Source organism: Streptomyces sp. NPDC006691 (genome assembly GCF_042869955.1).
Classification (GTDB): domain Bacteria; phylum Actinomycetota; class Actinomycetes; order Streptomycetales; family Streptomycetaceae; genus Streptomyces.
On the sequence record NZ_JBIAGW010000011.1, the window covers coordinates 51,564 to 77,329 of the forward strand.

The 25,766-nt window shown below is 72.2% G+C and carries 22 protein-coding genes; 12 read left to right on the top strand and 10 right to left on the bottom strand.

The genetic code is table 11. The features are described 5' to 3' along the window. Positions 1-224 precede the first annotated feature (224 nt). The gene (locus ACFYNP_RS23445) at positions 225-1,598 is read left to right on the top strand and encodes a cytochrome P450 (RefSeq protein ID WP_388787824.1); all 1,374 of its coding nucleotides are present in this window, start codon (positions 225-227) and stop codon (positions 1,596-1,598) included. 244 nt (positions 1,599-1,842) lie between these two features. Here the strand turns inward: ACFYNP_RS23445 and ACFYNP_RS23450 are convergent, their stop codons facing one another. Beyond that, positions 1,843-2,817, bottom strand: a complete 975-nt coding sequence (locus ACFYNP_RS23450; protein WP_388411359.1) for an ADP-ribosylglycohydrolase family protein — start codon at positions 2,815-2,817, stop codon at positions 1,843-1,845. A 201-nt stretch (positions 2,818-3,018) separates the two neighbouring features. Between ACFYNP_RS23450 and ACFYNP_RS23455 the strand changes: the two genes are divergently transcribed. Further along, a complete protein-coding gene (locus tag ACFYNP_RS23455; RefSeq protein ID WP_388411363.1) occupies positions 3,019-3,297 on the top strand; it encodes a glutaredoxin domain-containing protein in 279 nt (92 codons plus the stop codon). Position 3,298: 1 nt separating this feature from the next. Here ACFYNP_RS23455 and ACFYNP_RS23460 read toward each other — a convergent pair whose 3' ends face one another. Beyond that, a complete protein-coding gene (locus ACFYNP_RS23460) occupies positions 3,299-4,033 on the bottom strand; it encodes a response regulator (RefSeq protein WP_388787827.1) in 735 nt (244 codons plus the stop codon). Continuing rightward, entirely contained in the window at positions 4,030-5,388 is a 1,359-nt protein-coding gene (locus ACFYNP_RS23465) for a sensor histidine kinase (protein ID WP_388787830.1), read from the bottom strand. The genes ACFYNP_RS23460 and ACFYNP_RS23465 overlap by 4 nt, the downstream gene beginning before the upstream one ends. Before the next feature lie 253 nt (positions 5,389-5,641). Between ACFYNP_RS23465 and ACFYNP_RS23470 the strand changes: the two genes are divergently transcribed. The 4 genes from ACFYNP_RS23470 to ACFYNP_RS23485 all read left to right on the top strand — a co-directional run bounded on the left by ACFYNP_RS23470 (position 5,642) and on the right by ACFYNP_RS23485 (position 11,161). Beyond that, entirely contained in the window at positions 5,642-7,858 is a 2,217-nt protein-coding gene (locus tag ACFYNP_RS23470; RefSeq protein ID WP_388787833.1) for an MMPL family transporter, read from the top strand. A gap of 503 nt (positions 7,859-8,361) precedes the next feature. Beyond that, entirely contained in the window at positions 8,362-9,015 is a 654-nt protein-coding gene (locus ACFYNP_RS23475; protein ID WP_388787836.1) for a PadR family transcriptional regulator, read from the top strand. A gap of 329 nt (positions 9,016-9,344) precedes the next feature. Continuing rightward, positions 9,345-10,355, top strand: a complete 1,011-nt coding sequence (locus ACFYNP_RS23480; protein WP_388787839.1) for an ATP-binding cassette domain-containing protein — start codon at positions 9,345-9,347, stop codon at positions 10,353-10,355. Further along, entirely contained in the window at positions 10,352-11,161 is an 810-nt protein-coding gene (locus ACFYNP_RS23485; protein ID WP_388787842.1) for an ABC transporter permease, read from the top strand. The genes ACFYNP_RS23480 and ACFYNP_RS23485 overlap by 4 nt, the downstream gene beginning before the upstream one ends. 146 nt (positions 11,162-11,307) lie before the next feature. Here the strand turns inward: ACFYNP_RS23485 and ACFYNP_RS23490 are convergent, their stop codons facing one another. Next, positions 11,308-12,153, bottom strand: coding sequence for a siderophore-interacting protein (locus ACFYNP_RS23490; RefSeq protein ID WP_388787845.1), 846 nt, complete (start codon positions 12,151-12,153; stop codon positions 11,308-11,310). Positions 12,154-12,357: 204 nt separating this feature from the next. After that, the gene (locus ACFYNP_RS23495; RefSeq protein ID WP_388411795.1) at positions 12,358-13,266 is read right to left on the bottom strand and encodes a 5'-3' exonuclease H3TH domain-containing protein; all 909 of its coding nucleotides are present in this window, start codon (positions 13,264-13,266) and stop codon (positions 12,358-12,360) included. A gap of 344 nt (positions 13,267-13,610) precedes the next feature. Between ACFYNP_RS23495 and ACFYNP_RS23500 the strand changes: the two genes are divergently transcribed. The 4 genes from ACFYNP_RS23500 (at position 13,611) to ACFYNP_RS23515 (ending at position 17,996) form a co-directional block, all read left to right on the top strand. Beyond that, positions 13,611-14,714 (top strand): glycine betaine/L-proline ABC transporter ATP-binding protein, encoded by a 1,104-nt coding sequence (locus ACFYNP_RS23500; protein WP_388411797.1) that lies wholly within the window; start codon positions 13,611-13,613, stop codon positions 14,712-14,714. After that, entirely contained in the window at positions 14,707-16,509 is a 1,803-nt protein-coding gene (locus ACFYNP_RS23505; RefSeq protein WP_388411387.1) for an ABC transporter permease/substrate binding protein, read from the top strand. Before ACFYNP_RS23500 ends, ACFYNP_RS23505 begins: the two co-directional genes overlap by 8 nt. 213 nt (positions 16,510-16,722) lie before the next feature. Next, positions 16,723-17,283 (top strand): helix-turn-helix domain-containing protein, encoded by a 561-nt coding sequence (locus ACFYNP_RS23510; RefSeq protein WP_388411390.1) that lies wholly within the window; start codon positions 16,723-16,725, stop codon positions 17,281-17,283. Then, positions 17,283-17,996 (top strand): helical backbone metal receptor, encoded by a 714-nt coding sequence (locus ACFYNP_RS23515; protein WP_388787848.1) that lies wholly within the window; start codon positions 17,283-17,285, stop codon positions 17,994-17,996. The genes ACFYNP_RS23510 and ACFYNP_RS23515 overlap by 1 nt, the downstream gene beginning before the upstream one ends. Positions 17,997-18,032: 36 nt before the next feature. Here ACFYNP_RS23515 and ACFYNP_RS23520 read toward each other — a convergent pair whose 3' ends face one another. Further along, positions 18,033-19,148 carry a TDT family transporter gene (locus ACFYNP_RS23520; protein WP_388787851.1) on the bottom strand — a complete coding sequence of 372 codons (1,116 nt, stop codon included), beginning with the start codon at positions 19,146-19,148 and terminating at the stop codon, positions 18,033-18,035. A 70-nt stretch (positions 19,149-19,218) separates the two neighbouring features. Here ACFYNP_RS23520 and ACFYNP_RS23525 point away from each other — a divergent pair, with 70 nt between their 5' ends. After that, positions 19,219-20,148, top strand: coding sequence for a LysR family transcriptional regulator (locus ACFYNP_RS23525; RefSeq protein ID WP_388787854.1), 930 nt, complete (start codon positions 19,219-19,221; stop codon positions 20,146-20,148). A gap of 30 nt (positions 20,149-20,178) precedes the next feature. Here ACFYNP_RS23525 and ACFYNP_RS23530 read toward each other — a convergent pair whose 3' ends face one another. From ACFYNP_RS23530 to ACFYNP_RS23545, 4 genes are all read right to left on the bottom strand, one after another. Further along, positions 20,179-20,862, bottom strand: a complete 684-nt coding sequence (locus ACFYNP_RS23530) for a GNAT family N-acetyltransferase (protein WP_388411401.1) — start codon at positions 20,860-20,862, stop codon at positions 20,179-20,181. A gap of 312 nt (positions 20,863-21,174) precedes the next feature. After that, positions 21,175-21,861, bottom strand: a complete 687-nt coding sequence (locus ACFYNP_RS23535) for a gamma-glutamyl-gamma-aminobutyrate hydrolase family protein (RefSeq protein ID WP_388787856.1) — start codon at positions 21,859-21,861, stop codon at positions 21,175-21,177. A 25-nt stretch (positions 21,862-21,886) separates the two neighbouring features. After that, positions 21,887-23,338, bottom strand: a complete 1,452-nt coding sequence (eat, locus tag ACFYNP_RS23540) for an ethanolamine permease (protein WP_388787859.1) — start codon at positions 23,336-23,338, stop codon at positions 21,887-21,889. Between the two features lie 203 nt (positions 23,339-23,541). Then, positions 23,542-24,306 (bottom strand): FadR/GntR family transcriptional regulator, encoded by a 765-nt coding sequence (locus ACFYNP_RS23545; RefSeq protein WP_388788062.1) that lies wholly within the window; start codon positions 24,304-24,306, stop codon positions 23,542-23,544. Between the two features lie 89 nt (positions 24,307-24,395). Here ACFYNP_RS23545 and ACFYNP_RS23550 point away from each other — a divergent pair, with 89 nt between their 5' ends. Then, a complete protein-coding gene (locus ACFYNP_RS23550; RefSeq protein ID WP_388787861.1) occupies positions 24,396-25,760 on the top strand; it encodes a glutamine synthetase family protein in 1,365 nt (454 codons plus the stop codon). Positions 25,761-25,766 lie beyond the last annotated feature (6 nt).

The following is a 25,766-nucleotide window of genomic DNA, read 5'->3' on the forward strand; positions in this document are numbered from 1 at the left end:
GTCAACCCCCTTACCCGTAAGGGAGTTGGCGCTGGCGGTGCCGCTCGCTTCCGGGGCTGTGGACAACGGCATGACCCTCTCGGGGGACGCCGGGGGCGGCTCGGGCGGGGGGATATCCACAGGGGTGGCGGGGCGTCGATGAGTCCGATTGCATGGACCCATACGCGGCCGATCCACATCGGCCGACCGCGCCAACGGCTGGGTGCCACAGGGAGGGAGACACCGTGACCACCGCCAGTGTGTCCGAGAACGTCCGAGCAACTTCCGTGCCACGAAGGGTGGTCGCCGGGCCGCGAGGCCTGCCGTACCTGGGGAGTCTGCCCCGGTTCGGCAAGGACCCGCTCGCCTTCTTCGAACAACTGCGGAGCCGGGGCGACTTGGTGCACTGGCGGTTCGGCCGCGCGACCTCGCTGTTCGTCGCCGACCCCGAGTGCATCGGCGAACTCCTCACCGAGATCGAGCGCACCTTCGACCAGCCCGACCTCGGAGTCTCCTTCCGCACCCTGCTCGGCAACGGGGTCGTCGTGGCCAAGGGCAAGGACTGGCGCCGTAAGAGATCCCTGGTCCAGCCCTCGGTCCGGCCCCAACAGGTGCGTTCGTACGCGGCGACCATGGCCGCATGCGCGGTGGACGTCGCCGACGGTTGGACGGACGGACAGCGGATCGACGTGAAGCGCGAGATGTCCGCGCTCACCCAGCGGATCGCCGTCCGCACCATCTTCGGTGTCGACACCGCCGCGGACGCCGAGGCCATCGGACGGGCCATGGACGTGGCCCAGCACGAGATCGGAGCCGAGTTCAGTGGGATCGGCGCGCTTCTGCCGGACTGGCTGCCGACTCCCGGCCGGGCCCGCATCAAGAAGGCGACCGCGGTCATCGACGCCGAGGTGAGCCGCGTCGTGGCCCGGCACCGCGCGAGCGACAGCGACCGGCCCGACCTGCTCAGCCGGCTGCTCGCCGCCCAGGACGAGAACGGAACGCGCCTGTCCGACCGGGAGATACGCGACGAGACCGTCACGCTCTACATAGGCGGCCACGAGACCACGAGCAGCACGCTGGTGTGGGCGTGGCACCTGCTGTCCCGCAACCCGCGCGTGCGCGAGGCGCTGGCGGACGAACTCGACCGCGTTCTGGGCGGCACCCGCGAACCCGGCTACGACGACTATGCCCACCTCACTTACACCCAGGCCGTGGTGAAGGAGACGCTCAGGCTCTACCCGACGATCTGGCTCCTCACCGGGGTCGCGAGGGACGGCGCGGTGCTCGGCGGCCGCGACATCCCGGCCGGCACCCGGATCTGGGCCAGCCAGTGGGCCACCCACCGCGACGCCCGCTGGTTCCGCGACCCGGAGGACTTCCGCCCCGAGCGCTGGACGGAGGGCGCCGAGCAGATACCCGAATACGCCTGGTTCCCCTTCGGTGGCGGCCCCCGGGTCTGCCTGGGCACGCGCTTCGCCCTGGTGGAGGCGGTCCTGATCCTGGCGGTCCTGGCCGGCCGCTTCGACCTGGACGTGACTCCCGGCGACCTCACCCCGGTCCCAGGCCTGACGCTCCAGGCGAAGGGTGAGGTGTGGGCGTCGGTGCGGGGCAGGGCGTGAGTGGTTGGCGGCCCCGGCCCGGGCCCGCGCTGCCGCTCCGGGGGGCCTGGCTGGTCGCCGGCGGGCCGTGGGCAACGGGATGTGGCCGGCCGGCCGACGGGCGCGGTCGGCGGACGGGCGCGGTCGGCGGACGGGCGCGGTCGGCGGACGGGCGCGGTCGGCGGACGGGCGCGGCTGGCGGGCCGTGGCCGGCTGGTGGGCGTGACTGGCGGGCCGTGCCGGCGGGCGTGGTCATCGGGCGCGGCTAGTGGGGCGCGCCTTCCAACTCCTCTGCCAGCAGCGTCAGTTCGGCTGTCCGAAGGGTCCGGTCGCCGAAGCCCGGCAAGGGGACGTGCAGGGGAGCGGTCCAGCGGGGCGGGATGGCGTGGAGGCCGTAGTGGGCGCCTGCCAGGCCACCGGTCACCGCCGCCACCGTGTCCGTGTCGCCGCCCAGGTCGATCGCCGCGCCCAGCGCCCGCTCGAAGGAATCCGTCGTGCGCAGCGCCCAGAGCGCGGAACCGAGGCAGGGCCAGACCGCGCCGTTGAACTCGGTCGCGTCGTCGGGGTGCCAGTCGGGAGCGAGGACCGTCGACCAGCGGGCCCGGTGGTCGGGGTGGACGGCCGCCAGGGCGTCCGGCACCGCCGCCAGCGGGTCGGCGCCGGTCAGCGCGGCGCGTATCAGGTCGTGGTAGATCGCCGTGCCCTCCCACGCGGCCCGGTCTCCATGGGTGAGCGCCGCGATACGGCGGGCCGCGGCCATCGTCGCCGAGCGCCCCGCGCCCGCGAAGTACACCGCGGCGGTGGTGGCCCGCATCAGTGAACCGTTGCCCGCGGCGCGGCGGTTGACCTGGAAATGGAGGGCGGCCGCGAGATCCCAGGGCTCGCCGTTCGTCAGGACGTCCTCGGTCTGGAGCCCGATGTCCTTGGGCTCCGAGACCGCCCAGCGCTGGAACCGCCGGAAGATGTCGGCCGGTTCGAGGCCACCGCATTCCAGGAGGGAGTCCGCCACCAGCACCGCCATCTGGGTGTCGTCGGTGGCCTCGCCCGGATCCCAGCCGCCCCCGCCGCACATCGTGCCGACGCCGTCGGGGAACCGCCGCGCGTACACCCCGGGCAGGCCGAACTCGAAAGGGGCGCCCAACGCGTCGCCCACGGCGGAGCCGACCACCGCCCCCGCCGCCCGGCGAGTCGGGCCCACGGCTCCTCCTTCGAAGGGCTGGATGCTGATGTCCCCGCTCATGTCCCGCTCATGCCCGGGCCGTACGCCCGTGTCTGTGTCCCCGTCCCCACCCGTGTCCATGGGCGGCACGTTAGCCAGGGGGCCACCGTCCGCGCGAGCCGAATACCACGCGGCCACCCCCGTCGGAGGACTCCGGCCGGTTCGCCTAGGCTCGGATCGTCGCCGCCCTCTCGGCGGCGTTGAGAAACGGGGGGAAGATCCGTGACCGAGGATCAGGACGGGGTGGTCCTTTACTGGCGCCCCATGTGCACGTACTGCATGAAGCTCCGGGTGCGGCTGCTGTTCACGCGGCTGCGGTTCGTGAAGGTGAACATCTGGCGGGACCCCGACGCGGCCGCGTTCGTGCGCTCGGTCGCGGACGGGAACGAGACGGTGCCCACGGTGACGGTGGCCGGGCGGGCGATGGTGAACCCGTCCAAGAAGGAACTGTTCGCCGCTGTCCGCGCCCATGCGCCCCGGTCGTTGCCGCGGGGGCGCTGAGCTACACGCCCGGCGTCCTTGTGGTGGAGCCTGTGGTGGTGGAGCCTGTGGTTCCGGCGGTGACGAGGCCCGATTCGTAGGCCGCGATCACCGCCTGAGCGCGGTCTCGCACGGAGAGCTTGTCGAAGATGCTGGTGATGTAGTTCTTGACCGTGGACACGCTGATGTCCAGGCCCCGGGAGATGGCCGCGTTGTCCAGGCCCTTGGCCATCAAATGCCACACCTCCACCTCGCGAGGTGTGAGTTCGCCCGTGGCGGTGAAGGGCGGGCGCGGGTCGCGCGGGGCGGTGACGTAGGCGGAGATCAGGCGGGTGAGCAGGCGTGGAGCCACCACGGCTTCGCCGTCGTGCACCGTGCGGATCGCCGCGCCCAGGTCCTCGGGGGAGCTGTCCTTGGGCAGGAACCCGTAGGCCCCGGCGCGCAGCGCGCCCACCACGTACTCGTCCATGTCGAAGGTGCTCAGGGCCAGGACGCGGCAGCCGGGGACGGCGGTGGCGAGTTCGGCGGTGGCGGCGACGCCGTCCAGGACGGGCATCCGGATGTCCATCACCACGACGTCCGGGCGGAGTCGGCCCGCCAGGGCGACCGCCTGCGCACCGTTCTCGGCCTCACCCACCACCTCGAACGCCGGGTCGGGGGAGAGGATCAGGGACAGTCCGCGGCGGACCAGCGGCTGGTCGTCGGCGATCAGTACGCGGATCACCCGCGGCCTCGTCCCGTCCTCGGGCCCGGTCATCGCAGTGCTCCCTCAGGTTCGTGCTGGACAGCCGCTCCGGCCGCCTCGTCCTCGGTCATGGGCAACTCGGCCCTGACGGCAAAGCCGCCGCCTGGGAGCGGGCCCGTGGTGAGTGTGCCGCCGTGCAGGGCGACGCGCTCGCGCATGCCGATCAGGCCGTAACCGCGGGGGCTCGGCGTCGGCGGCTCCGAAGGCGGGAATTCCCCGCCGTCGTCGCGTATCTCGACGACCACCGTGTCCTGGCGGTACGTCAGGACGAGTGCCGCGCGAGCTGCCGGTCCGGCGTGCTTGCGGGCGTTGGTGAGCGCCTCCTGGGCCACTCGGAACACGGTCAGGCCCAGGGTCGGCGGCAGGTGCCGCGGCTCGCCGGTGATCGTGAACTGCGTTGGCAGGCCTGCCTGTTGGGACTCGGTGACCAGGCGCTTGAGGTCATCGGCCCCGGGCTGCGGCTGCGGCGGCGCGTGCTCCTGCTCGTCGTCGGCCCGCAGTACGTCGAGGAGTTGGCGCATCTCGCTCAGTGCGAGGCGGCCGGAGGACTCCAGGGTGACCAGGGCTTCGCGGGCGATGTCGGGCCGGGCGAGGTTGGCCCGGGCGCCGCCTGCCATCAGCTGCATCGTGGTGATGTGGTGGGCCACGATGTCGTGCAGCTCGCGGGCGATGCGACGGCGTTCGTCGGCCACGGCACGGTCCGCGAGCAGCCGTCGGTTGGCCGCCACCTCGCGCTGCCAGCGGCTCACCGCGAGGGCCGTGGCGACGACGATCAAGGGGGACAGGACCGCGGAGAGGGCCGCCTGCCAGGGCGGGATCTGTCCGTTGCCCTGGGACAGCAGGGTCAGCGCCGTCGTCGTCACCGTCGCGGCGGCTGTCACCCGGCCCGAGCAGGCCCTGGCGACCGAGTACAGGGCCAGTACGAGGACCGCGCCGAAGTGGGTGGAGAGGGGCAGGGCGACCGAGGCGGCGGAGTCGAGTGCGAGGGTGCCGGCGAGTGCCAGTACCGGGTGCGTGCGCCGCACGAGCAGGGGCACGGCCGCGAGGGCGACGAGGAGGAACCCCGCGACACTCACCCCGCGCTGCCCCACGGGGTCGCTGACGAACACATAGCTGAGCAGATTGATGGCGCAGGCCCCGCCGGTGACGAGGGCCTCGTTCCGTGTCCACGGGGCCTCGGTGCCACCGCCGCCGGGGTGCCGCGATCCCGCCGGCCCGGAGGGGCCGCTGCCCTCGGACGGCGCCTGTCGGTCCCGGAGAGGACGCGGCCGCGCGTCCACGGGGTTCGGCGGCCGGGCACTCCCGGTTTCCCCGCAGCCCCACGGGTCCATCCCCGGCTCCGCCTCTCTGCTGCTGCCGATGCGCATACCTCGTCCGTCCCCCGCATGTGCGGCTCCCGTTCCCGCACGACAGCCTCGCACAGGCCGCAGGCGTGCGGGACCGACCGTGGGGGGAGGGGGGACCAGGACCTGGGTCCTGGTGCGGGAAACGGGTGGGAGTCAGGGCCCGGGGCGGGATCATCCCTGGCCAGGACGCTGATGGGGGGTGCGCACTGATGGGCTTGGAGCATGCCGGGAACCCCCGGACGTCCGTACGCAAGACCGTCTGCCGGAGGACCTCGTGATCCGCGCCCTGACCGGATTCTCCACCCGACATCCCTGGAAGGTGATCGCCCTGTGGGCGGTCCTGGGCATCGCCCTGAGTGCCCTGACGCCGACCCTCTTCGCCCGCGTCACGCAGAACCAGGCCGGCGACTTCCTGCCCCGCGACTACGACTCGGCCGCGGCACTGCACATCGCCGAGGAGCGGTTCGGGGTCAACCCCGACGCCACCACCGTCACGGTCCTGGTCGCCCGGTCGGACGGGCAGCCGCTCGGTACCGGCGACCGTGAGCGGATCAAGGGCGAGGCGGCGAGGCTGAGCGAGCGCCGGGTCGCCATGCCGCGCAAGGACGACACTCCGTCGTTCCTGGTCCCGGACCGCTCCCAGACGCCCCGGGTCACCCCCGCGATGACCGCGCCCGACCGCAGTTTCGAGCTGCTCGGTGTCGAGCTGACCGGCAATCCGTCGGATCCGGGGGTGCAGGACGTCTACCGGTCGTTCCGCGACGACGCACGGGAGCGGTTCGCCGAGGCCGGGATGCGTACCGGATTCACCGGATCCCTCGCCCGCACGGTCGACACGGCCGATGCCCACGAACTGGCCACGAAGATCGGCGGCGCGCTCGTCACCGCGCTGATCGTCCTGCTCAACGTGCTGGTGTTCCGCAGCGTGCTCGCGGCTCTGCTGCCGCTGCTCGCCGTCGCCCTGATCGGTTTCGTGGCGGCGGGAGCGGTCGCCGGGGCCGCGATGCTCACCGGGCTCAAGCTCGACGCGAGCACTCCGGCGTTGCTCAACGTGGTCCTGCTCGGCATCGGCGTCGACTACCTGCTGTTCCTGCTGTTCCGCTACCGCGAACAACTGCGGGAGCGGCCGGACCAGTTGGCCCGTGAGGCCGCGGGCCAGGTCTGCGCCCGGGTGGGCAGCGCCATCACCTCGGCCGCGCTGACGATCGTCGCCGCGTTCGCCACCCTGGGGCTCGCCACCTTCGGACAGTTCCGCTCGCTGGGCCCCGCCATCGCCGCCGCGGTGCTGGTGATGCTGCTCGGCAGCCTCACGCTCATGCCGGCGCTGCTCGCGGCCGCCGGACGCAAGATGTTCTGGCCCTCGAAGAAGGCACTGCGCCGCGAGCCGCGCGAGGGCCGGGCCGCACGGCTCGGGGTGTTGGTGGCACGCCGGCCCGTCATGATGCTGGCCGCCTCGCTCGCCCTGCTCGCCGCGCTGGCCGCCGGACTGACCGGCATGCGCATGGACTACGGCCAGGGAGACCCCGACAACGGGACCGCCGCCGCGGCCACCGCCACCGAGATCTCACGGGCGCTGCCCGCCGGTGTGTCCGACCCGACGAGTGTCTTCGTCACGACCAAGGACGGCGATCCCCTCACCACCGGCAGGCTCGACGGCCTCGCGCAGGCGCTCACCCGGGTCAAGGGCGTGGGCAAGGTGGCCCCGACCGTCCTGAACCAGGACCGCCGCGCCGCCCGCATCGACCTGTACCCGACCGCCGACCCGCAGAGCCCGCAGGCCCGTGATCTGGCGTCGGGGCCGGTGCGGGACGTGGTCGCCCGGCACACGCCCGACGGGACGACGGCCCACGTGGGCGGGACGGCCGCGATCTTCGCCGACATCGCTACGGCCGTCGACCACGACCTGAAGGTGGTGTTTCCGGTCGCCGCCGCGCTGATCGCCCTGATCCTCCTGCTGCTCCTGCGCAGTCTGCTCGCGCCGGTCGTCCTGATGCTCTCCGTCGGGCTCGGTTTCGCGGCCACCCTCGGCGCGGCCACCCTGCTCTTCCAGCACGGGCTCGGCGAGCCGGGCGTCAACTTCACGCTCCCGCTGGTGCTGTTCCTCTTCGTGGTGGCGCTCGGCACCGACTACAACATCCTGATCACCGACCGCATCCGCGAGGAGATGCGGCGGCCGGGACCGGCCCGTGCCGCCGTCGCCCGCGCGGTGCGGCACACGACTCCGGCCATCGCCTCGGCAGGGCTGGTCCTCGCCGGGTCCTTCGCCACCCTGGCCACCTCTCCGGGCAACGAACAGATGGCCTTCGCGATGGCCCTCGGCATCCTGCTGTCCGCGCTCGTCCTCTCCCTCGTCCTGGTCCCCGCCCTCGCGGCTCTCCTGGGGCGCGCCCTGTGGTGGCCGGTCCGCCCCGGAGCGCCCGAGGACGCTCGTCCCGCGGACGGCACGAGAGCCATACCGGAAAGGGCGTCGGAGCGGGTCCGCGCGTACTGACCGCGGCGGCGACGGGGGCCGGAGCGCGCGCTGAGGTCTCCCGTCGAAGGAGTGAGGGCGCCGCCAACGGGCAACTCCCTGGCGGGGGTTGCCCGTTGGCGGCGAGCCGGTCGCTCATCTCCTTGTGCGCCCGTTCGGAGTGGGCGTGCTCCACTCCCCGTGGCCGGTCGGATCGAGGGCGTTCTTCCGCGCCGACTCGTTGGCGCCGGGCACGTCCTGGCGCTGGATCCCCTCCGCCACGGCCGTGTTGCCCGCGGTCCCGTGGAGTGCGGCCGGCTCGCCGTTCGGCTCCGCGCGCCCGAGGCTGGAATCGCGGACGGTCGCCCACCAGGGGTGCAAGGGCAGCCGGGAGGAGATGGCACGGCAGCGGCAAGGTTGGTCCGCGTCGGCCGGGCCGGGCGAGGCACCCTCGTATTCGCGATACATCGTGGTTGACCGACTCGCGATAGTCGCGATATGTTCGGCTACGAGTATTCGTGAACGAGGGGTGTGAGGTGACGGCGATGGCAGCAGGGCGGCGCAAGCTCCGCAACCCTTTGGCGCTGGCCGTCCTGGTCCTGCTCGCCGAGCGCCCCTCGATGCATCCGTACGAGATCGCCCAGACTCTGCGCCGGCGCGGCAAGGAGTACAGCATCAAGATCAATTACGGCTCGCTCTACACCGTCGTCCAGAACCTGGAGAAGCACGGCTTCGTGGAGGTCGCCGACGTCCAGCGACAGGGCAACCGCCCCGAGCGCACCCTCTACGCCCTCACCCCGACGGGCCGCGAGGAGATGCTGGACTGGATGGCGGACATCGTCTCGGTGCCGGTGCACGAGTTCCCGGTCTTCGAGACGGCCCTCTCCCTCGTCGGCGTGCTGCCGCCCGACGAGGTCACCGCGCTGCTCGCGCAGCGCGTCAATACGCTGGAGGTGCGGGCCGCCGGGCTGCGGGGAGCGCTGCGGAAGCTGTGCGAGACGCTGCCCCGGTTCTTCCTCATGGAGACCGAGTACCAGCTCCACATGATCGACGCCGAGGCGGAGTGGGTGCGCGGCCTCCTCAAGGAGATCGCGGACGGCACCCTCAGCGGCATCGACGGATGGCGCAGTTGGCACGCCACGGGTGAAGTGCCCGAGGAATGGAAGCACTTGGAGGGCGAGGACCACTCCCGCGGGTAGCACGCCGGAGAGCGGGAGGCAGATGGCCTCCGGACGCGCACGGCGTGCACGCCACGCGGGGGACACGCGGGAACCGCTGTGCGCAGGACTGGCGGTACGAAGGACCGGCAGTGCGCAGGACCCGCGATACGCAGTACGAGTACGCAGTACATGGAGAACCCCGGCACGGGCTGTTGCAGCAGCCCCCGCCGGGGTCGCGACCCCGGACCCGACCCGCGCGCGGCAGGCCAGGCGATCGAAGGTGCGGCACGCCAAGGATAGCCCGGCGCTCCTCACGCGGATCGGTCCGTCACATCGACCATCCCCGCTCACCCCAGGAGAGCTCCGTCATGAGTACCCGGGCGCCCGCAGTCGAGGCGCACAACCTGATCAAGACGTATCCCGGAGAGGTCACCGCCCTCAACGGCATGGGCATCACCGTGGAGGCCGGCACGGTCTTCGGACTGCTCGGCCCCAACGGTGCTGGCAAGTCCACCACCGTCAAGATCCTCACCACCCTCGCGCGCCCCGACAGCGGGACCGCGGCCGTCGCCGGGCACGACGTGCTGCGCCATCCCGACCGGGTCCGCCGCGCGATCGGTGTCGTGGCGCAGAAGTCCGGCGCCGACCCCGTGGCCACCGGCCGCGAGAACCTCCAGCTCCAGGGGCGCCTCTACGGGCTGACCGGCGCGGCTCTCAAGCGCCGCGTGGACGAGCTGCTCGAACGCTTCGACCTCGCGGACGCGGGCAAGCGCGTCGTGAAGGGATACTCGGGCGGCATGCAGCGCCGCCTCGACGTGGCGCTCGGCCTGGTGCACCGGCCCGAGGTGCTCTTCCTCGACGAGCCGACCACCGGACTCGACCCCGAGGCCCGCACCGCGATGTGGGACGAGATCGCGCGGCTCGCCGGGGACGAGGGGCTCACCATCGTGCTCACCACGCACTACCTCGAAGAGGCCGACCGGCTTGCCGAGCGGATCGCGATCGTGGACCGCGGCCGGGTCGTCGTCGAAGGCACCCCCGACGAGCTGAAGGGCGAACTCCGCGGTGACGCCGTCCACGTGGAGCTCCGCGAAGCCGTCGCTGAACGCTCCTTGCTGCGCGAGGCCCTCACCGGACTGCCCGGTGTGCACGAGGTGCTGCTGGACGGCCGCCGGGTCAGCGCGCGCGCCGACGACGGCGCGGCCGCCGTGCCCGTGCTGCTCGGCGCCCTGGAGCGGGCCGGAGCCTCCGTCGCCGCCGCGACCGTGGCCCGCCCCTCCCTCGACGACGTCTACCTGCGCTATGCCGGACGCCGATACTCCGAGGCCGAGGCAGCCGCCGAAGCCCCCGCCCTCGCCACCGCCGGAGGCACCCGATGACCAGCACCGCCGCCGCGCCCGCGCCGCTGCGCTCCAACGCCCTCGCCCAGACCTGGTACATGACACAGCGTCAGCTGACGGCGATCTTCCGGCAGCCCGCCTATCTCCTGATCACCCTGGTGCAGCCGGTGATCTGGCTGTTCCTGTTCGGCAACCTCTTCAAGAAGGTCGTCCAGCTCGGCGGTTTCGGCACCACGTCCTATCTGGACTACCTCGTGCCCGGCATCGTCCTGATGAGCGCGCTCGGCTCCAGCATGTGGGCCGGCATGGGAACCCTGGAGGAGATCGAGCGCGGCACGCTCAACCGCTTCCTCACCACGCCCGTCAGCCGGGGCGCCCTGATGAACGCCAACGTCGTGCAGAACGGCATCAGCATCACCGTCCAGACCGTGATCATCCTGCTGCTCGGCAAGCTCGGCGGCGCCCATTACCCGGGTGGCTTCGGCGGTCTGGTCCTCCTGGCCGTCGCCGCGATCCTGCTCGGCACGGTCTTCGGCGCCTTCTCCAACGCGCTGGGCATGCTGGTGCGCCAGCGCGAGTCGATCATCGGCATCAACACCTTCCTGCTGCTGCCGCTGACCTTCCTGTCCTCCGCCTTCATGGCGCCGTCCCAGATGCCCTCCTGGATGCGGCACATCGCCGACTTCAACCCGCTCAACTGGGGCATGGTTGCGGGCCGTTCGGCCATGGCGGCCGACCCGGACTGGTCCCTCGTGCTCGGCCGGGGCGGCGCCCTGTTCGGCCTGGCGATCGTCGCGGTGTGGCTGTCGACCCGTACGTTCCGCTCGTACCAGAAGTCCGTGTAGGGCCAACCCGGGCCGACCCCCTCGTGGGCGAGGCCGGTCGGGGCCCTGGCGGCCCGGGCCCTCGCCGAACGGCGGAACTCCGGTGCTGAACGAGGAAACCCCCCGGCGGGGCAGACGCCGGGGGGTTTCGTGAGTGGGGGAGCGGATCAGGCGGCCGGCGCCTCCTGCTCGCGCTCCACCTGCTCGTTCCACTCGCGCTTCACCGCGCGCCAGGCGTCGTCGTCCTGGCCCAGGCGCCAGTAGCCCGAGATCGACAGGCGCTCACGCGGTACCTCGCGCTCGACCCGGAGCAGTGCGCGCAGCTCCTTCACGAAGCCCGCCTCGCCGTGCACGAAGGCGTGCACATCGCCCGCCGGGAACTCCAAGTCCTTGACCGCGCCGACCAGTTGGGAGCCCACCGCGCCCTCGCCCCGGTGCAGCCAGGTCACCGTGACGCCGTCCGGGGTGCTGAGCTTCTGCTCCTCCTCGGGGCCGGCCACCTCGACGAAGGCGTGCACCAGCGCACCCGCCGGCATCCGCTCCAGGGCCGCCGCGATCGCGGGCAGCGCGCTCTCGTCGCCGGCGAGCAGATGCCAGTCGGCCGCCGGGTCCGGGGCGTAACCGCCGCCGGGGCCGAGGAAGCGGACCGTCTCGCCGGGCTGCACCCGCAGGGCCCACGGGCCCGCGAGGCCCTCGTCGCCGTGCACCACGAAGTCGACCGTCAGCTCGCCCAGTTCGGCGTCCCAGTCGCGCACCGTGTAGGCGCGGGTGCTGGGCCACTCGGCGCGCGGGAACTCGGCGCGGATCCGCTCCATGTCGAAGGGCTCCGGGTAGCTCACGCCCTGCGCCGGGAACAGCAGCTTGATGTAGTGGTCGGTGTACTCGCCGACGCCGAAGCCGGCCAGCGACTCACCGCCGAGAACGACGCGCACCATGTGCGGCGTGATGCGCTCGGTGCGCACCACTCGCGCCTCGTTGATCTTCGGTGCCTTGCGAGACGGGCGTTCTGCCACTGTGCGCTCCCCTGATCCACCATTAGTTAGGATTACCTAAGTTAACACCTTCGGTGGCGGAAAGCCCGGGCGGAACCGGGTGGAGTCCGGGAGAAATCCGGGTGGAGCCCGAGAGGGTCAGGTGGGGACCGGGTGGGGACCGGGTGGGGTCCGGACGAGGAGGGGCGCGTCTCCGCACGGCTTCCGCGTCCCGGGCCGGTCCTCTCAGGCGCGCAACGTGGTGAGCAGCCGGCCCGTCGCTCCGGCCAGACCCCACTGGGCCACCAGCTCTTCGAGGGTGGCCGGATCGAGCGGCTCGGTGGGCAGCGTCGGGACGAACTTCGGCAGTGGCACGTCCATCGCGACCCGTACCACCTTGGGCGCGACGTCCAGATAGTCGGCCGCCTCCAGGATTCCCCGCCGCTTGGCCGGGGTCAGCTTGGAGAAGCGGTCGGCGGCGGCGGCGCGGACGCCCGCCAGATCCCCGTACTCGGTGATCAGCTGGGCCGCCGTCTTCTCGCCGATGCCCTTGACGCCGGGCAGCCCGTCGCTGGTGTCGCCGCGCAGTGCCGCGAAGTCCGCGTACTGATCGGGCCGCACCCCGTACTTCGTACGGATCAGCTCGTCGTCCACCAGGTCGCAGTCGCCCACGCCCTTGCGCGGGTAGAGCACCCGCACCCCCCGCTCGTCGTCGACCAGCTGGAACAGGTCGCGGTCGCCCGTGACGATGTCCACCGGTCCGGGTGCGAGGCCCGACAGGGTGCCGATCACGTCGTCCGCCTCGTAGCCGGCGACGCCGACGCGGGCGATGCCCAGCGCGTCCAGCATGTCGTCGATCACCGGAATCTGGGGGGCCAGCGTGTCCGGGGTTTCCTCCTCGTCGGGCTGACCGGCCGGAGTCTCCTCGGCCACCCGGTGCGCCTTGTAGGAGGGGATCAGGTCGACCCGCCACTGCGGCCGCCAGTCCGCGTCCATGCACGCCACCAGATCGTCCGGGCGGTGGTCGTGGACCAGGCGGGAGATGAAGTCGAGCAGACCGCGCACGGCGTTGACCGGTGTGCCGTCCGGCGCCCTGACGGTGTCCGGGACCCCGAAATAGGCGCGGTAGAAGAGGGACGAGGTGTCGAGGAGCATCAGGCGTCGCGTCACACCCCGATGATGCCGCACCCCACTGACAGTCACCCGTGCGCCACCCGCCTCCCGGCCCTGCCACCCGGTCCCACCGCTCGCGCCGCTCTGCGGTGGGCGCCCGGGGCCACCCGCGCAGGCCGGGGCCGCCCGCGCCGACGCTCGCAGGTACCGCTCGCTCCGCCCTGCCCGCGAGCACCCCGCTCGTGAACAAGTGAACTGGATCACTGTTGCGTTTGCTTCCGGTCGGACCGGGCAGGCGCGTCGCCGGAGCGGACCCAAGTATGGTTTTCAACCATTTCTCGGGCTGCGGACCGAATCCGCGCCGCTCCACGGCCCGCCCGCGGGGGATGCGGGCCGTTTTCGGTTCAACCCGTGAGGTGTATGTGTCCAGGCTGCAAGCCGAGCAGCTCTACAAGGTGTTCGGCAGACGACCCGAGGAAGCCGTCCGCACGCTCGAAGGCGGCGGCGACCGCGACGAGCTGCGGGCGGACGGGACGACCGCGGCGGTGATCGACGCCTCGTTCACGGTGGAACCCGGTCAGATCTTCGTTGTCATGGGTCTCTCCGGCTCCGGAAAGTCGACCCTGCTGCGCATGCTCAACGGGCTCCTGGAGCCCACCTCGGGCCGTGTCCTGTTCGATGGCCAGGACCTGACGAGCCTGCCCGCCCGTGAGCTGCGTACGGTCCGCTCCAGCAAGATCAGCATGGTCTTCCAGCACTTCGCGTTGTTCCCGCACCGCAGCGTCCTGGAGAACGCGGCGTACGGCCTTGAAGTCCAGGGCGTACCCCGCGCCGAGCGCGAGAAACGTGCCGCCGAGGCCCTGGAGCTCACCGGCCTGGCCGGCTGGGGCGACTCCTGGCCCGACGAGCTGTCCGGCGGCATGCAGCAGCGTGTGGGCCTGGCCCGCGCCCTGGCCACCGACGCCGACCTGCTCCTCATGGACGAGTCCTTCAGCGCGCTCGACCCGCTGATCCGGCGCGACATGCAGGACCAGCTCCTCGAACTGCAGAAGCGCCTCAAGAAGACGATCGTCTTCATCACGCACGACCTCAACGAGGCCATGCGGCTCGGCGACAACATCGCCGTCATGCGCGACGGGCGCATAGTCCAGCTCGGCACCGCCGAGGACATCCTGCTCACACCGGCCAACGACTACGTGGCCTCGTTCATCCAGGACGTCGACCGCTCCCGGGTGCTCACCGCGCTGTCCGTGATGACCACGCCGGACCGCCCGGACGTGGGCGAGTGCGCCTGCGAGACCGTGCTGCCCGACACCTGCGTCGCGGACGTGTGCACGGTCGCCGCCCGCGTCCCGCACGCGGTCACCGTCAAGGACACCGACGGCGCCGTGCTCGGCGTCGTGCCGCAGGAGCGGCTCATCGCCTTCCTGGGGGACGACAAGCAGGGCCCGGTCGCATGCTCGATGAAGGAGGTGGCGACGCATGCCTAGGCTGAACCTCGGCGGCTGGGTCGACAGCGCCGTCAACTTCCTCCAGAGCCACCTCTCCTGGCTGTTCGACGCCATCACCCACCTCGTCAACGGCATGTACGACGGCATCAACACGGTGCTCGACGCACCGCAGCCGTTGCTCTTCGCGGGCATCCTCGCCGTGATCGCCTGGTGGCTGCGCGGTCTGTCCGCGGGCGTCCTGGCCTTCGTCGGGTTCGCGCTGATCGACTCGATCCAGCTGTGGGACGACACCATGTCGACGCTGTCGCTGGTGCTCGTCGCCGCGATCGTGACGCTCGTCGTCGCCCTTCCGCTCGGCATCTGGGCCGCCCGCTCCAAGACGGTCAGCGCCGTCCTGCGGCCGGTCCTCGACTTCATGCAGACCATGCCGGCGATGGTCTACCTGATCCCCGGCATCATCTTCTTCGGCGTCGGTGTCGTGCCCGGCATCATCGCCACCATCGTCTTCTCGCTGCCCCCGGGCGTGCGCATGACGGAACTCGGCATCCGCCAGGTCGACGGCGAGCTCGTCGAGGCGGCCGAGGCGTTCGGCACCACCCCGCGCAACACGCTGATGCGGGTCCAGCTGCCGCTCGCGCTGCCCACCATCATGGCGGGCATCAACCAGGTGATCATGCTCAGCCTGTCGATGGTCGTCATCGCCGGCATGGCGGGCGGCGGCGGCCTCGGCGGTGCCGTCTACCGCGCCATCGGCAACGTCGACATCGGCCTCGGCTTCGAGGCCGGCATCTCCATCGTCGTCCTGGCCATGTACCTGGACCGGATGACCGGTGCGCTCAGCCGCCAGGTCTCGCCGCTCGGCCGGCGTGCGCTCGCCAAGGCGAAGGCCGCCACCGGCGGTCTCAAGATCTGGAACTACCGTCCGCAGCCCGTCGTCGCGATCGTCGGCGTGGTCGTCCTCGCCGTCGTCGCGGGCAGCATGAACCTGTTCGGCTCCTCCGGCTCGGACGCCGTCACCGGCGCCAAGGACGTGGGCAAGGGCAAGAAGATCTCGCTCGGCTACATCCCGTGGGACGAGGGCGTCGCCTCCACCTTCCTGTGGAAGGAACTCCTGGAGCGCCGCGGCTTCACCGTGGACGCCCGCCAGTACGAGGCCGGCGCGCTCTACACCGGCATGGCCGGCGGTCAGATCGACTTCGAGACGGACTCCTGGCTGCCCACCACGCACGCCCAGTACTGGGCGAAGTACAAGGACAAGCTGGAGGACATGGGCTCCTGGTACGGCCCCACGTCCCTGGAGCTCTCCGTGCCATCCTACGTCAAGGACGTCAACTCCCTGGACGACCTCAAGGGCAAGGGCTCCGAGTTCCAGAACCGCATCGTCGGCATCGAGCCGAGCGCCGGTGAGACGGGCATCCTGAAGGACAAGATCCTCAAGGAGTACGGCCTCGACGGCGAGTACAAGGTCGTCGACGGTTCCACGCCCGGCATGCTCGCCGAGCTGAAGCGCGCGTACGCCAAGAAGGAGCCCATCGTGGTTCCGCTCTGGTCGCCGCACTGGGCGTACAACACCTACGACCTGAAGAAGCTCAAGGACCCCAAGGGCGTCTGGGGCAAGGGCGACGGGGTGCACACCCTGGCCCGCAAGGGCTTCGCCTCCGACAACGCCGAGGTCGGCACGTGGCTGAAGAACTTCAAGATGGACGAGAAGCAGCTCACCAGTCTTGAGGCGAAGATCCAGTCCACCGGCAAGGGCAAGGAGCAGGACGCGGTGCGCGCCTGGCTGAAGGAGAACCCGGGCCTGGCCGACAAGTGGACCCCGGTCGGCTCCTAGCCACCACCTGGGAAACCCCCTCCCACCTCCCCCTTCCGCAGCCGCGGCCGGTCCTCCGGCCGCGGCTGCGGAACGTCGTGATCCGGCCTGATCCGGGGCGCAGGCCTCCGCGATCTTGGCGGGACGGTCCCCTCGGGCCGCGAAGCTGCGTAGGGTGACCTGCACGCAGCCGGTGCGTACGCGGACCGAGTGAACGGGGAGGGAGCCCGGGAGATGGACGACAAGGAAACTCTTCGGGTGGGAGTGGCGGTCCGGCGCCTGCGGCGCAGCCTCGGCCTCACCCTCGCGGTGGTCGCCGAGCGCAGCGGGCTCTCGGTGCCCTTCCTCAGCCAGGTCGAGAACGAACGCGCCCGCCCCAGCGCCCGCTCCCTCCAGCGCGTCGCGGGCGCCCTGAACACGACGGTCGCCGAGCTGTACGACGCCGCCGACTGCACCCGTACCGTCGACGTCGTACGGGCCGAACCCGAGGGTGAGGTCGGCGGGCACGGTGTACGTGAACTGCTGCGCGGACACCACCAGCTGCACGCCATGGAGTTCACCGGCGAGCAGGACACCGGACGTGAATTCCAGCACCGCAACGACGAGTTGATGTACGTGGCCGACGGCGCCGCCGAGGTCGAGGCCGAGGGCCGCGCCTACCGCCTGGAGCGCGGCGACACGCTGTGCCTGTCCGGCGGGGTGCGCCACCGCTGGCGGGCGGCGCTGCCGGGCACCCGCATCCTGGTCGTGGCGGTCGCCGATCACATCGAGGCCATCGAGGAGACCCGCCACTGATGCGGGTGGTCTCCCTCGTCCCCTCGTTGACGGAGGCCATCGCGGTCAGCGGCCCCGGCCTCCTGGCCGGCGTCACCGACTGGTGCAGCCATCCCGCCGGGCTCGACGCGGTACGGGTCGGCGGCACCAAGAACCCGGACGTGGAGCGCGTCGTCGCGCTCGCCCCGGATCTGGTCGTCGCCAACGAGGAGGAGAACCGCCCCGCCGATCTGGCCGCCCTCACCGCGGCCGGGCTCGACGTCCTGGTCACCGAGGTGCGCACGCTCCCGGAGGCCTTCACCGAACTGGAGCGCGTCCTGGTGGAGGGCTGCGGGCTCGCCCGCCCCGAGTGGCTGGACGAGGCCGAGCGGGCATGGGACGCGGTACGCCCGGGCCCGGACCGGCGCGCGGTCGTGCCCATCTGGCGGCGGCCGTGGATGGTCCTCGGCCGCGACACCTTCGCGGGAGATCTGCTCGCCCGGCTCGGCGTGCACAACGTCTACGCCGACCATGCCGAGCGCTACCCGCGCATCGGCATCGACGAGCTGAACGCGGCGGGCGCCGACCTCGTCGTGCTGCCCGACGAGCCGTACCGCTTCACTCCCGACGACGGCCCCGAGGCCTTTCCCGCGCTGCCCGCCGCCCTTGTCGACGGGCGTCAACTCACTTGGTACGGCCCGTCGTTGGCCGAAGCGCCGCTCGTACTCGGCGCGGCGCTCCGGGTCGGGACCTGAGCGGGCCGTCCGGCCGGGGCGGCCGCGTCGGCGCGGCTACTTCTTCACGGGCGCCGCGAGCAGCCTGCCGTCGGCCAGCCCCCGTACGGTGTGGAACCCGGCCACCAGCCAGGCCGTCACCAGCAGCGCGTACAGGGCGACCGCCAGCCAGTCGAAGGCGTGCAGTCCGGTGTGCCGGGCGAGGCCCTCGGCGCCGGTGACACAGGTGCCCACGGGGAAGGTGAAGGCCCACCAGGTCATCGCGAAGCCCATGCCGTGCCGGGCCGCCCGGACCGCCATGGCCACCGCGAGCGCCAGCCACATCAGGGCGAAGCCCATCACGGGCACCCCGTACAGGACCGCGAAGGCGGCCATGCCGTGCGCGTAGGTGGCGTCGATGGAGCCGCCCGCCACATCGGCCAGCTTGTTCACGGCGGTGGTGGACTGGCCCAGGGGGCCGAGCACCAGGAACAGGGTGGGGGTGAGGAACAGAGGCAGCGCGCCCCGGTGGATCAGGCGCGAGAACACCACGGGCAGGATCACCAGAGTGGCGAGCAGGCTCATGCCGAACATCGCGTACGAGCCGAGCAGCATGGCCTCGCGGGCCTGGCCGGCGGGCAGATGGGGCACGAGCAGCGGGCCCAGGGTCGCCGAGACCATGGGGGCGACCACGGGCAGCAGCCACACGGGGGAGGCGCTGCCGGGCGCCACGTCGTGCCGCGCGACCATCAGATACGGCACCGCCACCGCGGCGACCAGGCCGATCAGGGTGCCGACGCCGTACAGGACCCACGCCAGCGGTACGGCCGCGGCCTCGCCGATCACGCCGGCGCCGACGGACAGGGTGCCGATGCCGACGGCCAGCAACGCCATCGACAGACAGCCGTAGAAGGGCGCGACGGTGGGGTCCAGAAGATGGGCGCGGGCCTGGTCGCGGTGGTGCAGCCAGTGCCCGGCGCGGGCCACGAGCAGGACGACGAGCATGGCCAGCGAGAGCGCCCAGACCACCGGGAGGCCCGGGATGTGGAACGGCAGCCCCGCGCCCGCGTTCGCGATGATCGCGGTGCCCATCACCGCGGCGTACCAGTTCGGACCGAGGTGACGAAGGGCGGGGCGGCGCCGGGCGGCGACGGCGGGTCGGGTGCGGGGGCGCGACTGCGCGATGGTGGCCATGCGTCCAGCTTCTGCCCGCCGGTCCGGCCCCGCCACGCCCGCTGGAGCTATGAGCCCATAAGCTGGGTTTATGAGCAGCAACGCCTCCGAGGACACCGCCCCCCTCACCCACCGGATCCCCGACCTCGGGGCGATGGAGCTGCTGCTCGCGGTCGCCCGGCACGGCAGCCTCGGGCGGGCGGCCCGTGACCTCGGCATCACCCAGCCCGCCGCGAGCAGCCGGGTCCGCTCGATGGAACGCCTCCTCGGCGTCGCCCTCGTCGACCGCTCCCCGCGCGGCTCAAGGCTCACCGCCGAGGGCGTCCTGGTGACGGACTGGGCGCGGCGGGTCGTGGAGGCGGCCGAGGCGTTCGACGCGGGCGCGCAGGCGCTGCGCGGCCGCCGGGACTCACGGCTGCGGGTCGCCGCGAGCATGACGATCGCGGAGTACCTGCTGCCGGGCTGGCTGATCGCGCTGCGCGCGGAACGCCCCGGCACCGCCGTCTCGCTCAGCGCCGGGAACTCGGCGGTGGTCGCGGAGCGGCTGCTCGCCGACGAGGCCGACCTCGGCTTCGTCGAGGGGCTCGGTGTGCCCGTGGGCCTGGACTCGGCGGTCATCGGCCACGACCGGCTCGTCGTGGTCACGGCCCCCGGCCACCCCTGGGCCCGCCGGCGGGGGCCGCTGCTGCCCGCGGAGCTGGCCGCGACCCCGCTCATCTCGCGCGAGCACGGCTCGGGCACCCGTCAGGTCCTGGACGCGGCCCTCGCCGCGCACGGCGGCCTCGCCGAGCCCCTCATCGAACTCGCCTCCACCACCGCGGTGAAGGCCGCCGTCGTCAGCGGAGCCGGGCCGACCGTGCTCAGCGAGCTCGCGCTGGGCGAAGAGCTGGCCGCCCGCCGGCTGGTGCGGATCCCGGTCGAGGGCGTACGGCTGCGGCGTGATCTGCGTGCCGTGTGGCGCCGGGGGCCGCTGCCCGCCGGGCCCGCGCGCGATCTGCTCTCGCTGGCCCGGCCGGCCTGACGGGCTCGCCGGTTCGTGCCTGACGCACCGTCAGGCGGATACCAGGCGGCAGCCGTTGGCGTTCGCGCGGGTGTGGATCAGGCGCTGCTCGATGGTGCGGCGGACCGTCGGCCACTCCTCGTCGAGGACCGAGTAGAACGCCGTCCCGCGCACCAGACCGTCCAGGCCCCGGGTGTGCACCCGGCGCACGCCCTCGCAGACCGCACCGAGCCGTTCGATCGCGGCCCGCGAGCGGGCGTTGCGCGCGTCGGCGCGCAGCGAGATCCGGCGCACCCGCCAGGTGTCGAAGGCGTGCTGGAACATCAGGAGCTTGGCCTCGGTGTTGATGCCGGTGCCCTGGGCGTGTGCGGAGAGCCAGGTGGCGCCGATCTCGGCCGCGTCCGGGACCGCGTCCGCGGCGCCGGTCAGCGGGCCGCGCGGCGCGGGCGGCCACACGACGGGCCCGTCCCAGTAGTCGAGTTCGCAGAACCGGGTGGAGCCCACGACCAGGCCGTCCGCGGCCCGTACGGTCGCGAACGCCAGGCTGCGGCCGGCCTCCTGGTCGGCCAGCGCGCTGTGGACGTAGGCGTACGCCGCGTCCAGGCCGTGGGGCACCGGCGTGAAGGCGTACGAGGTCCGGTCGGCCGCTGCGGCGGCGGCCAGGGCCGGGGCGTGGGAGGGGCTGAGCGGTTCGAGCCGTACGGAACGGCCCGACAGGATGACGGGTGCGGGCACGGGGCCTTCGGTCCTTCGGGGCGTGGCGGAGCTTCCCCGCCTGTGGGCGGGGCGAGCGGGGACACGGAGGAACACATGGTCAGGATGTGTCCGTGAAATGGCCAGGGAAGGAACGAGAGCGCGAAGAGGAACGAGCGGCCAGGTGAAGGCGAGGAGTCTCGGGGAATCCGCCCGGTGAGGGGCGGCGAGAGGAAGATACCCGGATGATCGCCGAATCGTCACCCCCTCGCGGGGGCGCGGGTTCCCGGGCGTGTCGTACGGCCCGGGACCACGCCTGGTCCCGGGCCGCCGTCACCGGGGCGATGCGGGGTTTCAGCGCGGGGAAGCGGCCCGCACCAGGCCCTCGGTGACCCGGGTGTCCCGCCCCATCTCGGGGTGCCACTGGACGCCCAGGACCCAGGCGGCGCCGGGCAGTTCGGCTGCCTCGACGGTGCCGTCCTCCGCGTAGGCCGAGGCCACCAGGCCCGGGGCGAGGCGGTCCACGCACTGGTGGTGGTAGGTCGGCACGTCCGCCGCCTCGGGGACGAGCGAGGCGTAGCGGGTGCCCGGCACCGGCTTCACGGTGTGCTCGCCGAAGACGCCCCGGCCGCCGGTGTGCCCGTCCAGGTGCTGGACCAGCGTGCCGCCGAGGGCCACGTTGAGGAGCTGGAGACCCCGGCAGACGCCGAGCAGGGGAGTGCCCGAGGCCAGGGCCGCGTCGATCAACGCCAGCTCCCAGGCGTCCCGCTCGCGGGCCGGGGGACCGGTCAGCGGTGACGGCTCGGCCCCGTACCTGACCGGCTCCACGTCCGCCCCGCCCGCGATGACCAGGCCGTCCAGGCGCGCCACTACCTCGGCGGCGGCCGCCGGGGTGTCGTCCGGCGGCAGCATCGCGGCCAGGCCCCCGGACGCCCGGACGAGCCGGGGGTATCCGGCGGGCAGCAGGGCGGCGGGCAGGTCCCACACGCCCCACCGGGCGGGCTCCAGATACGTACTGATGCCGATGAGCGGCTTGGACACGGCGGAGGTCTCCGTTCGTAGGGGTTCAGTCCCGGGTGAGCTCGGCCTCGGCGGCGGCCAGGGCGGCGAACTCCTCCTCGGGCGCGTGGGCGACCAGACGGTGGCGACTGTAGAAGGCGAAGTAGGCCAGCGCGATCGCGTAGACGCCGAGCGCGATGAACGCCGCGTCCTTGTCCACCAGGAAGGTGGCGACCAGGGCGAAGAGCGCGAGTACGAGGGCGACGGAGGACGTCAGGATCCCGCCGGGGGTGCGGTAGGGCCGCTCAAGGCCCGGCTCGCGGCGGCGCAGGACCACGTGCGAGAGGGCCATCAGGGCGTAGGAGATGGTGGCGCCGAACACCGCGACGTTCAGCATCCGGCCGCCGTTGCCGCTCCAGGCGGCGAGCGCGAAGCCGAGCGCGCCGGGGATCAGCAGGCCGAGGTAGGGCGACTTGCGGCGGCTGGTCAGGGACAGGAAGCGGGGCAGATAGCCGGCCCGGGACAGGGCGAAGAGCTGGCGCGAGCCCGCGAAGATCAGCGAGAAGAAGGAGGCCACCAGGCCGGCCAGGCCCGCGTAGTTGACGAAGCGGCTCAGGGCGGTCGGGCCGCCGTCGCCCTGGAGTGCCACGACCAGCGGGTTGCCCGCGTCCTTGAGGGCGGCCGAGCCGTGCGCCCCGGTCGCGGCGAAGAAGGTCACGACGGCGAGCAGCACGAGGACCGACAGGGAGATGGCGAGCGCGCGCGGCATGGACCGCACCGGGTCCTTGGCCTCCTCGGCCGCCAGCGGCACCCCCTCGACGCCGAGGAAGAACCACATGCCGAACGGGAACGCGGCCCAGATGCCGAGCACCCCGAACGGCAGCCAGGAGGTGGAGCCGAGCGCGGAGGCGTCCACCGGGATGTCGTTGAGGCGGGAGGCGTCGAAATCGGTGAAGGCGCCGACGGCGAAGACCAGCAGGGCGGCCACGGCGATCGCGGTCACCACGAGGCTGAAGCGCAGCGCCTCGCCCACGCCCCACAGATGGATGCCGATGAAGATGGCGAAGCAGGCGAGGTAGACGGGCCAGCCCGAGGTCAGGCCGAACAGGCCGAGCGATTCGACGTAGTCGCCGATGAAGAGCGAGATCGCGGCGGGCGCCAGGATGTACTCGATGAGGATCGCGGTGCCGGTCAGGAAGCCGCCCCAGGTGCCGAGCGCCCGGCGGGCGAAGCCGTAACCGCCGCCCGCGGTGGGCAGGATGGCCGACAGCTCGGCCAGCGAGAACACCAGACAGGCGTACATGACGCCCATCAGGACGGTGGCGGCGGCGAGGCCTCCGAAGCCCCCCTTGGACAGGCCGATGTTCCAGCCGGAGAAGTCGCCCGAGACCACATAGGCGACGCCGAGCCCGGTGAGCAGCAGCCACCCGGCGCTGCCGCGCCGCAGGGTGCGCCGGTGCAGATAGTCGTCCTCGGCGGAGGCGGACGGTGGGGTGCGCAGATCGGTGCCCTCGGCCATGAGCCGCTCCAGATGATCGTCAAGGGAAGATCAGGTCAATGGTTCGGCTGCATACCTTTGCCGGAGGGCAGGGTGATGCGCAAGGGGTGGACGTAAAACCGCGGTTACGGAAAGCGCCGGTGAACGGGTGGCCGGACGGGGGGCGTTGGACACTCGGGCCCGGCCCGCTCGGGTCGGGGGCCCGCTCGGGTCGGCATGCCCGCTCAGGTCAAGAAGCCGCGCAGCAGCGCCGCCGTGCCCCCGCAGTGCTCGCGCATCACCTCGCGCGCGCCGTCCGCGTCGCCGTCCAGGACCGCCTCGACCAGGGCGCTGTGCTGGTGCTGGGAGTGCTCCAGGTTGCGCACCAGGAGCGGGATGCAGTCGAGCAGGTCGTTCACCGTGGCCCGCACCGCGGCGTACTGGGCGGTGAGCGTGGGCGATCCGGAGAGTTCGGCCAGGGTGAGGTGGAGCAGGGTGTCCTGGCGGCGATAGTCGGTGAGGGGGGCGTCGTGGGTCGCGGTGAGCGCGGCGCGCAGCCGCTCGGCGCCCTCGCCGGTCAGCCCGTGCGCCGCGCAGAGCCCGGCCGCGCCGACCTCCAGGACCTCCCGGAAGCGCAGGATGTCCTCGACGTCCACCGACGCGACCCGCCGGCGCAGTTCGTCCTCGCCGCCCTCGGCGGCCCGGGGCAGCACGAAGGTGCCGCCGTAGCGGCCGCGTCTGCTCTCCACCAGGCCCTGGTCCTGGAGCACCTTGAGCACCTCGCGCAGGGTGACCCGGCTGATCCCCATCCGTTCGGCCAACTCCCGCTCGGACGGCAGCCGTTCACCGGAGGGGACCAGACCCAGGCGCAGCAGCTGGAGGATCTGCTCCAGCGCTTCCTCGAAGCCGTTCCCGGCCCGTACGGTCCTCAGGACGGGGACGAGCGTGTCGGGTGCCCGGCCCTCCGTGCGGCCGAGGGTCCGGCCCTCGGCGCGGTCCGCCGAGTCGATCTTCTTCGCCACGTCGTGGATTCCCCTTCCCAATCAATGGTCCTACCCCATACCTTATGGCTCTCGGCTGACCCAAGGAGGAGCTTCCCGTGGCAGACCGCACACCCCCGCTCGCGATCGAGGAGCTGCGCGCTCTGGTCGCGAGCGGTGAGATCGACACTGTCGTCCTCGCCTTCCCCGATATGCAAGGGCGGTTGCAGGGCAAGCGCTTCGCCGCCGGGTTCTTCCTCGACGAGGTTCTGGCGCACGGCACCGAAGGCTGCAACTACCTGCTCGCCGTCGACACCGAGATGAACACCGTCGACGGCTACGCGATGTCGTCCTGGGAGCGCGGCTACGGCGACTTCGCGATGCGCGCGGACCCGGCGACCCTGCGCCGCGTCCCGTGGAACGACGGCACCGCGATGCTCATCGCCGACCTCGGCTGGGCCGACGGCTCGCCGGTGGTCGCGGCCCCGCGCCAGATCCTGCGCCGCCAGCTGGAACGGCTCGCCGAGCTCGGCTACACCGCCCAGGTCGGCACCGAACTCGAATTCATCGTGTTCAAGGACAGCTACGAGCAGGCCTGGGACGCCGGATACAAGGGCCTCACCCCGGCCAACCAGTACAACATCGACTACTCGGTGCTCGGCACCGGCCGCATCGAGCCGCTCCTGCGGCGCATCCGCAACGAGATGCAGGCGGCCGGGCTGACCGTCGAGTCCGCCAAGGGCGAGTGCAATCCCGGCCAGCACGAGATCGTCTTCCGCTACGACGAGGCGCTGGTCACCTGCGACCAGCACGCCATCTACAAGACCGGCGCCAAGGAGATCGCGGCCCAGGAGGGCGTCTCGCTCACCTTCATGGCCAAGTACGACCAGCGCGAGGGCAACTCCTGTCACATCCACCTCTCGCTCACCGACGAGGACGGCCACAACGTGATGGCGGGCGACGGGCCCGACCACATGTCGCCCCTGATGCGCCACTTCCTGGCGGGACAGCTCGCCGCGCTGCGCGACTTCTCCCTCCTGTACGCGCCGAACATCAACTCCTACAAGCGCTTCCAGCCGGGCTCCTTCGCGCCCACCGCGGTCGCCTGGGGCCACGACAACCGCACCTGCGCGCTGCGCGTCGTCGGCCACGGCGCCGGCACCCGCTTCGAGAACCGGCTGCCGGGCGGCGACGTCAACCCGCACCTGGCCGTCGCCGGACTCGTCGCGGCCGGCCTGTACGGCATCGAGAACAAGCTGGAGCTGCCCGAGGCCTGCACGTCCAACGCCTACGTCGGCGACTACGCGCACGTCCCGACCACCCTGCGCGAGGCCGCCGAACTGTGGGAGAACAGCCCCATCGCCAAGGCCGCGTTCGGGGACGAGGTCGTCGCGCACTACCGCAACATGGCGCGGGTCGAGCTCGACGCGTTCGACGCCGCGGTGACCGACTGGGAGCTCCGCCGCTCCTTCGAACGCCTGTGAGGAACG

Bases quoted from the DNA above. Each gene is read 5' to 3' on its own strand.
- ACFYNP_RS23450 (WP_388411359.1), bottom strand. From the start codon at position 2,817: ATGAGCGGGGACATCAGCATCCAGCCCTTCGAAGGAGGAGCCGTGGGC.
- ACFYNP_RS23460 (WP_388787827.1), bottom strand. From the start codon at position 4,033: ATGACCGGGCCCGAGGACGGGACGAGGCCGCGGGTGATCCGCGTACTG.
- ACFYNP_RS23465 (WP_388787830.1), bottom strand. From the start codon at position 5,388: ATGCGCATCGGCAGCAGCAGAGAGGCGGAGCCGGGGATGGACCCGTGG.
- ACFYNP_RS23475 (WP_388787836.1), top strand. From the start codon at position 8,362: ATGGCAGCAGGGCGGCGCAAGCTCCGCAACCCTTTGGCGCTGGCCGTC.
- ACFYNP_RS23480 (WP_388787839.1), top strand. From the start codon at position 9,345: ATGAGTACCCGGGCGCCCGCAGTCGAGGCGCACAACCTGATCAAGACG.
- ACFYNP_RS23485 (WP_388787842.1), top strand. From the start codon at position 10,352: ATGACCAGCACCGCCGCCGCGCCCGCGCCGCTGCGCTCCAACGCCCTC.
- ACFYNP_RS23495 (WP_388411795.1), bottom strand. From the start codon at position 13,266: ATGCTCCTCGACACCTCGTCCCTCTTCTACCGCGCCTATTTCGGGGTC.
- ACFYNP_RS23500 (WP_388411797.1), top strand. From the start codon at position 13,611: ATGCGGGCCGTTTTCGGTTCAACCCGTGAGGTGTATGTGTCCAGGCTG.
- ACFYNP_RS23505 (WP_388411387.1), top strand. From the start codon at position 14,707: ATGCCTAGGCTGAACCTCGGCGGCTGGGTCGACAGCGCCGTCAACTTC.
- ACFYNP_RS23510 (WP_388411390.1), top strand. From the start codon at position 16,723: ATGGACGACAAGGAAACTCTTCGGGTGGGAGTGGCGGTCCGGCGCCTG.
- ACFYNP_RS23515 (WP_388787848.1), top strand. From the start codon at position 17,283: ATGCGGGTGGTCTCCCTCGTCCCCTCGTTGACGGAGGCCATCGCGGTC.
- ACFYNP_RS23520 (WP_388787851.1), bottom strand. From the start codon at position 19,148: ATGGCCACCATCGCGCAGTCGCGCCCCCGCACCCGACCCGCCGTCGCC.
- ACFYNP_RS23525 (WP_388787854.1), top strand. From the start codon at position 19,219: ATGAGCAGCAACGCCTCCGAGGACACCGCCCCCCTCACCCACCGGATC.
- eat (WP_388787859.1), bottom strand. From the start codon at position 23,338: ATGGCCGAGGGCACCGATCTGCGCACCCCACCGTCCGCCTCCGCCGAG.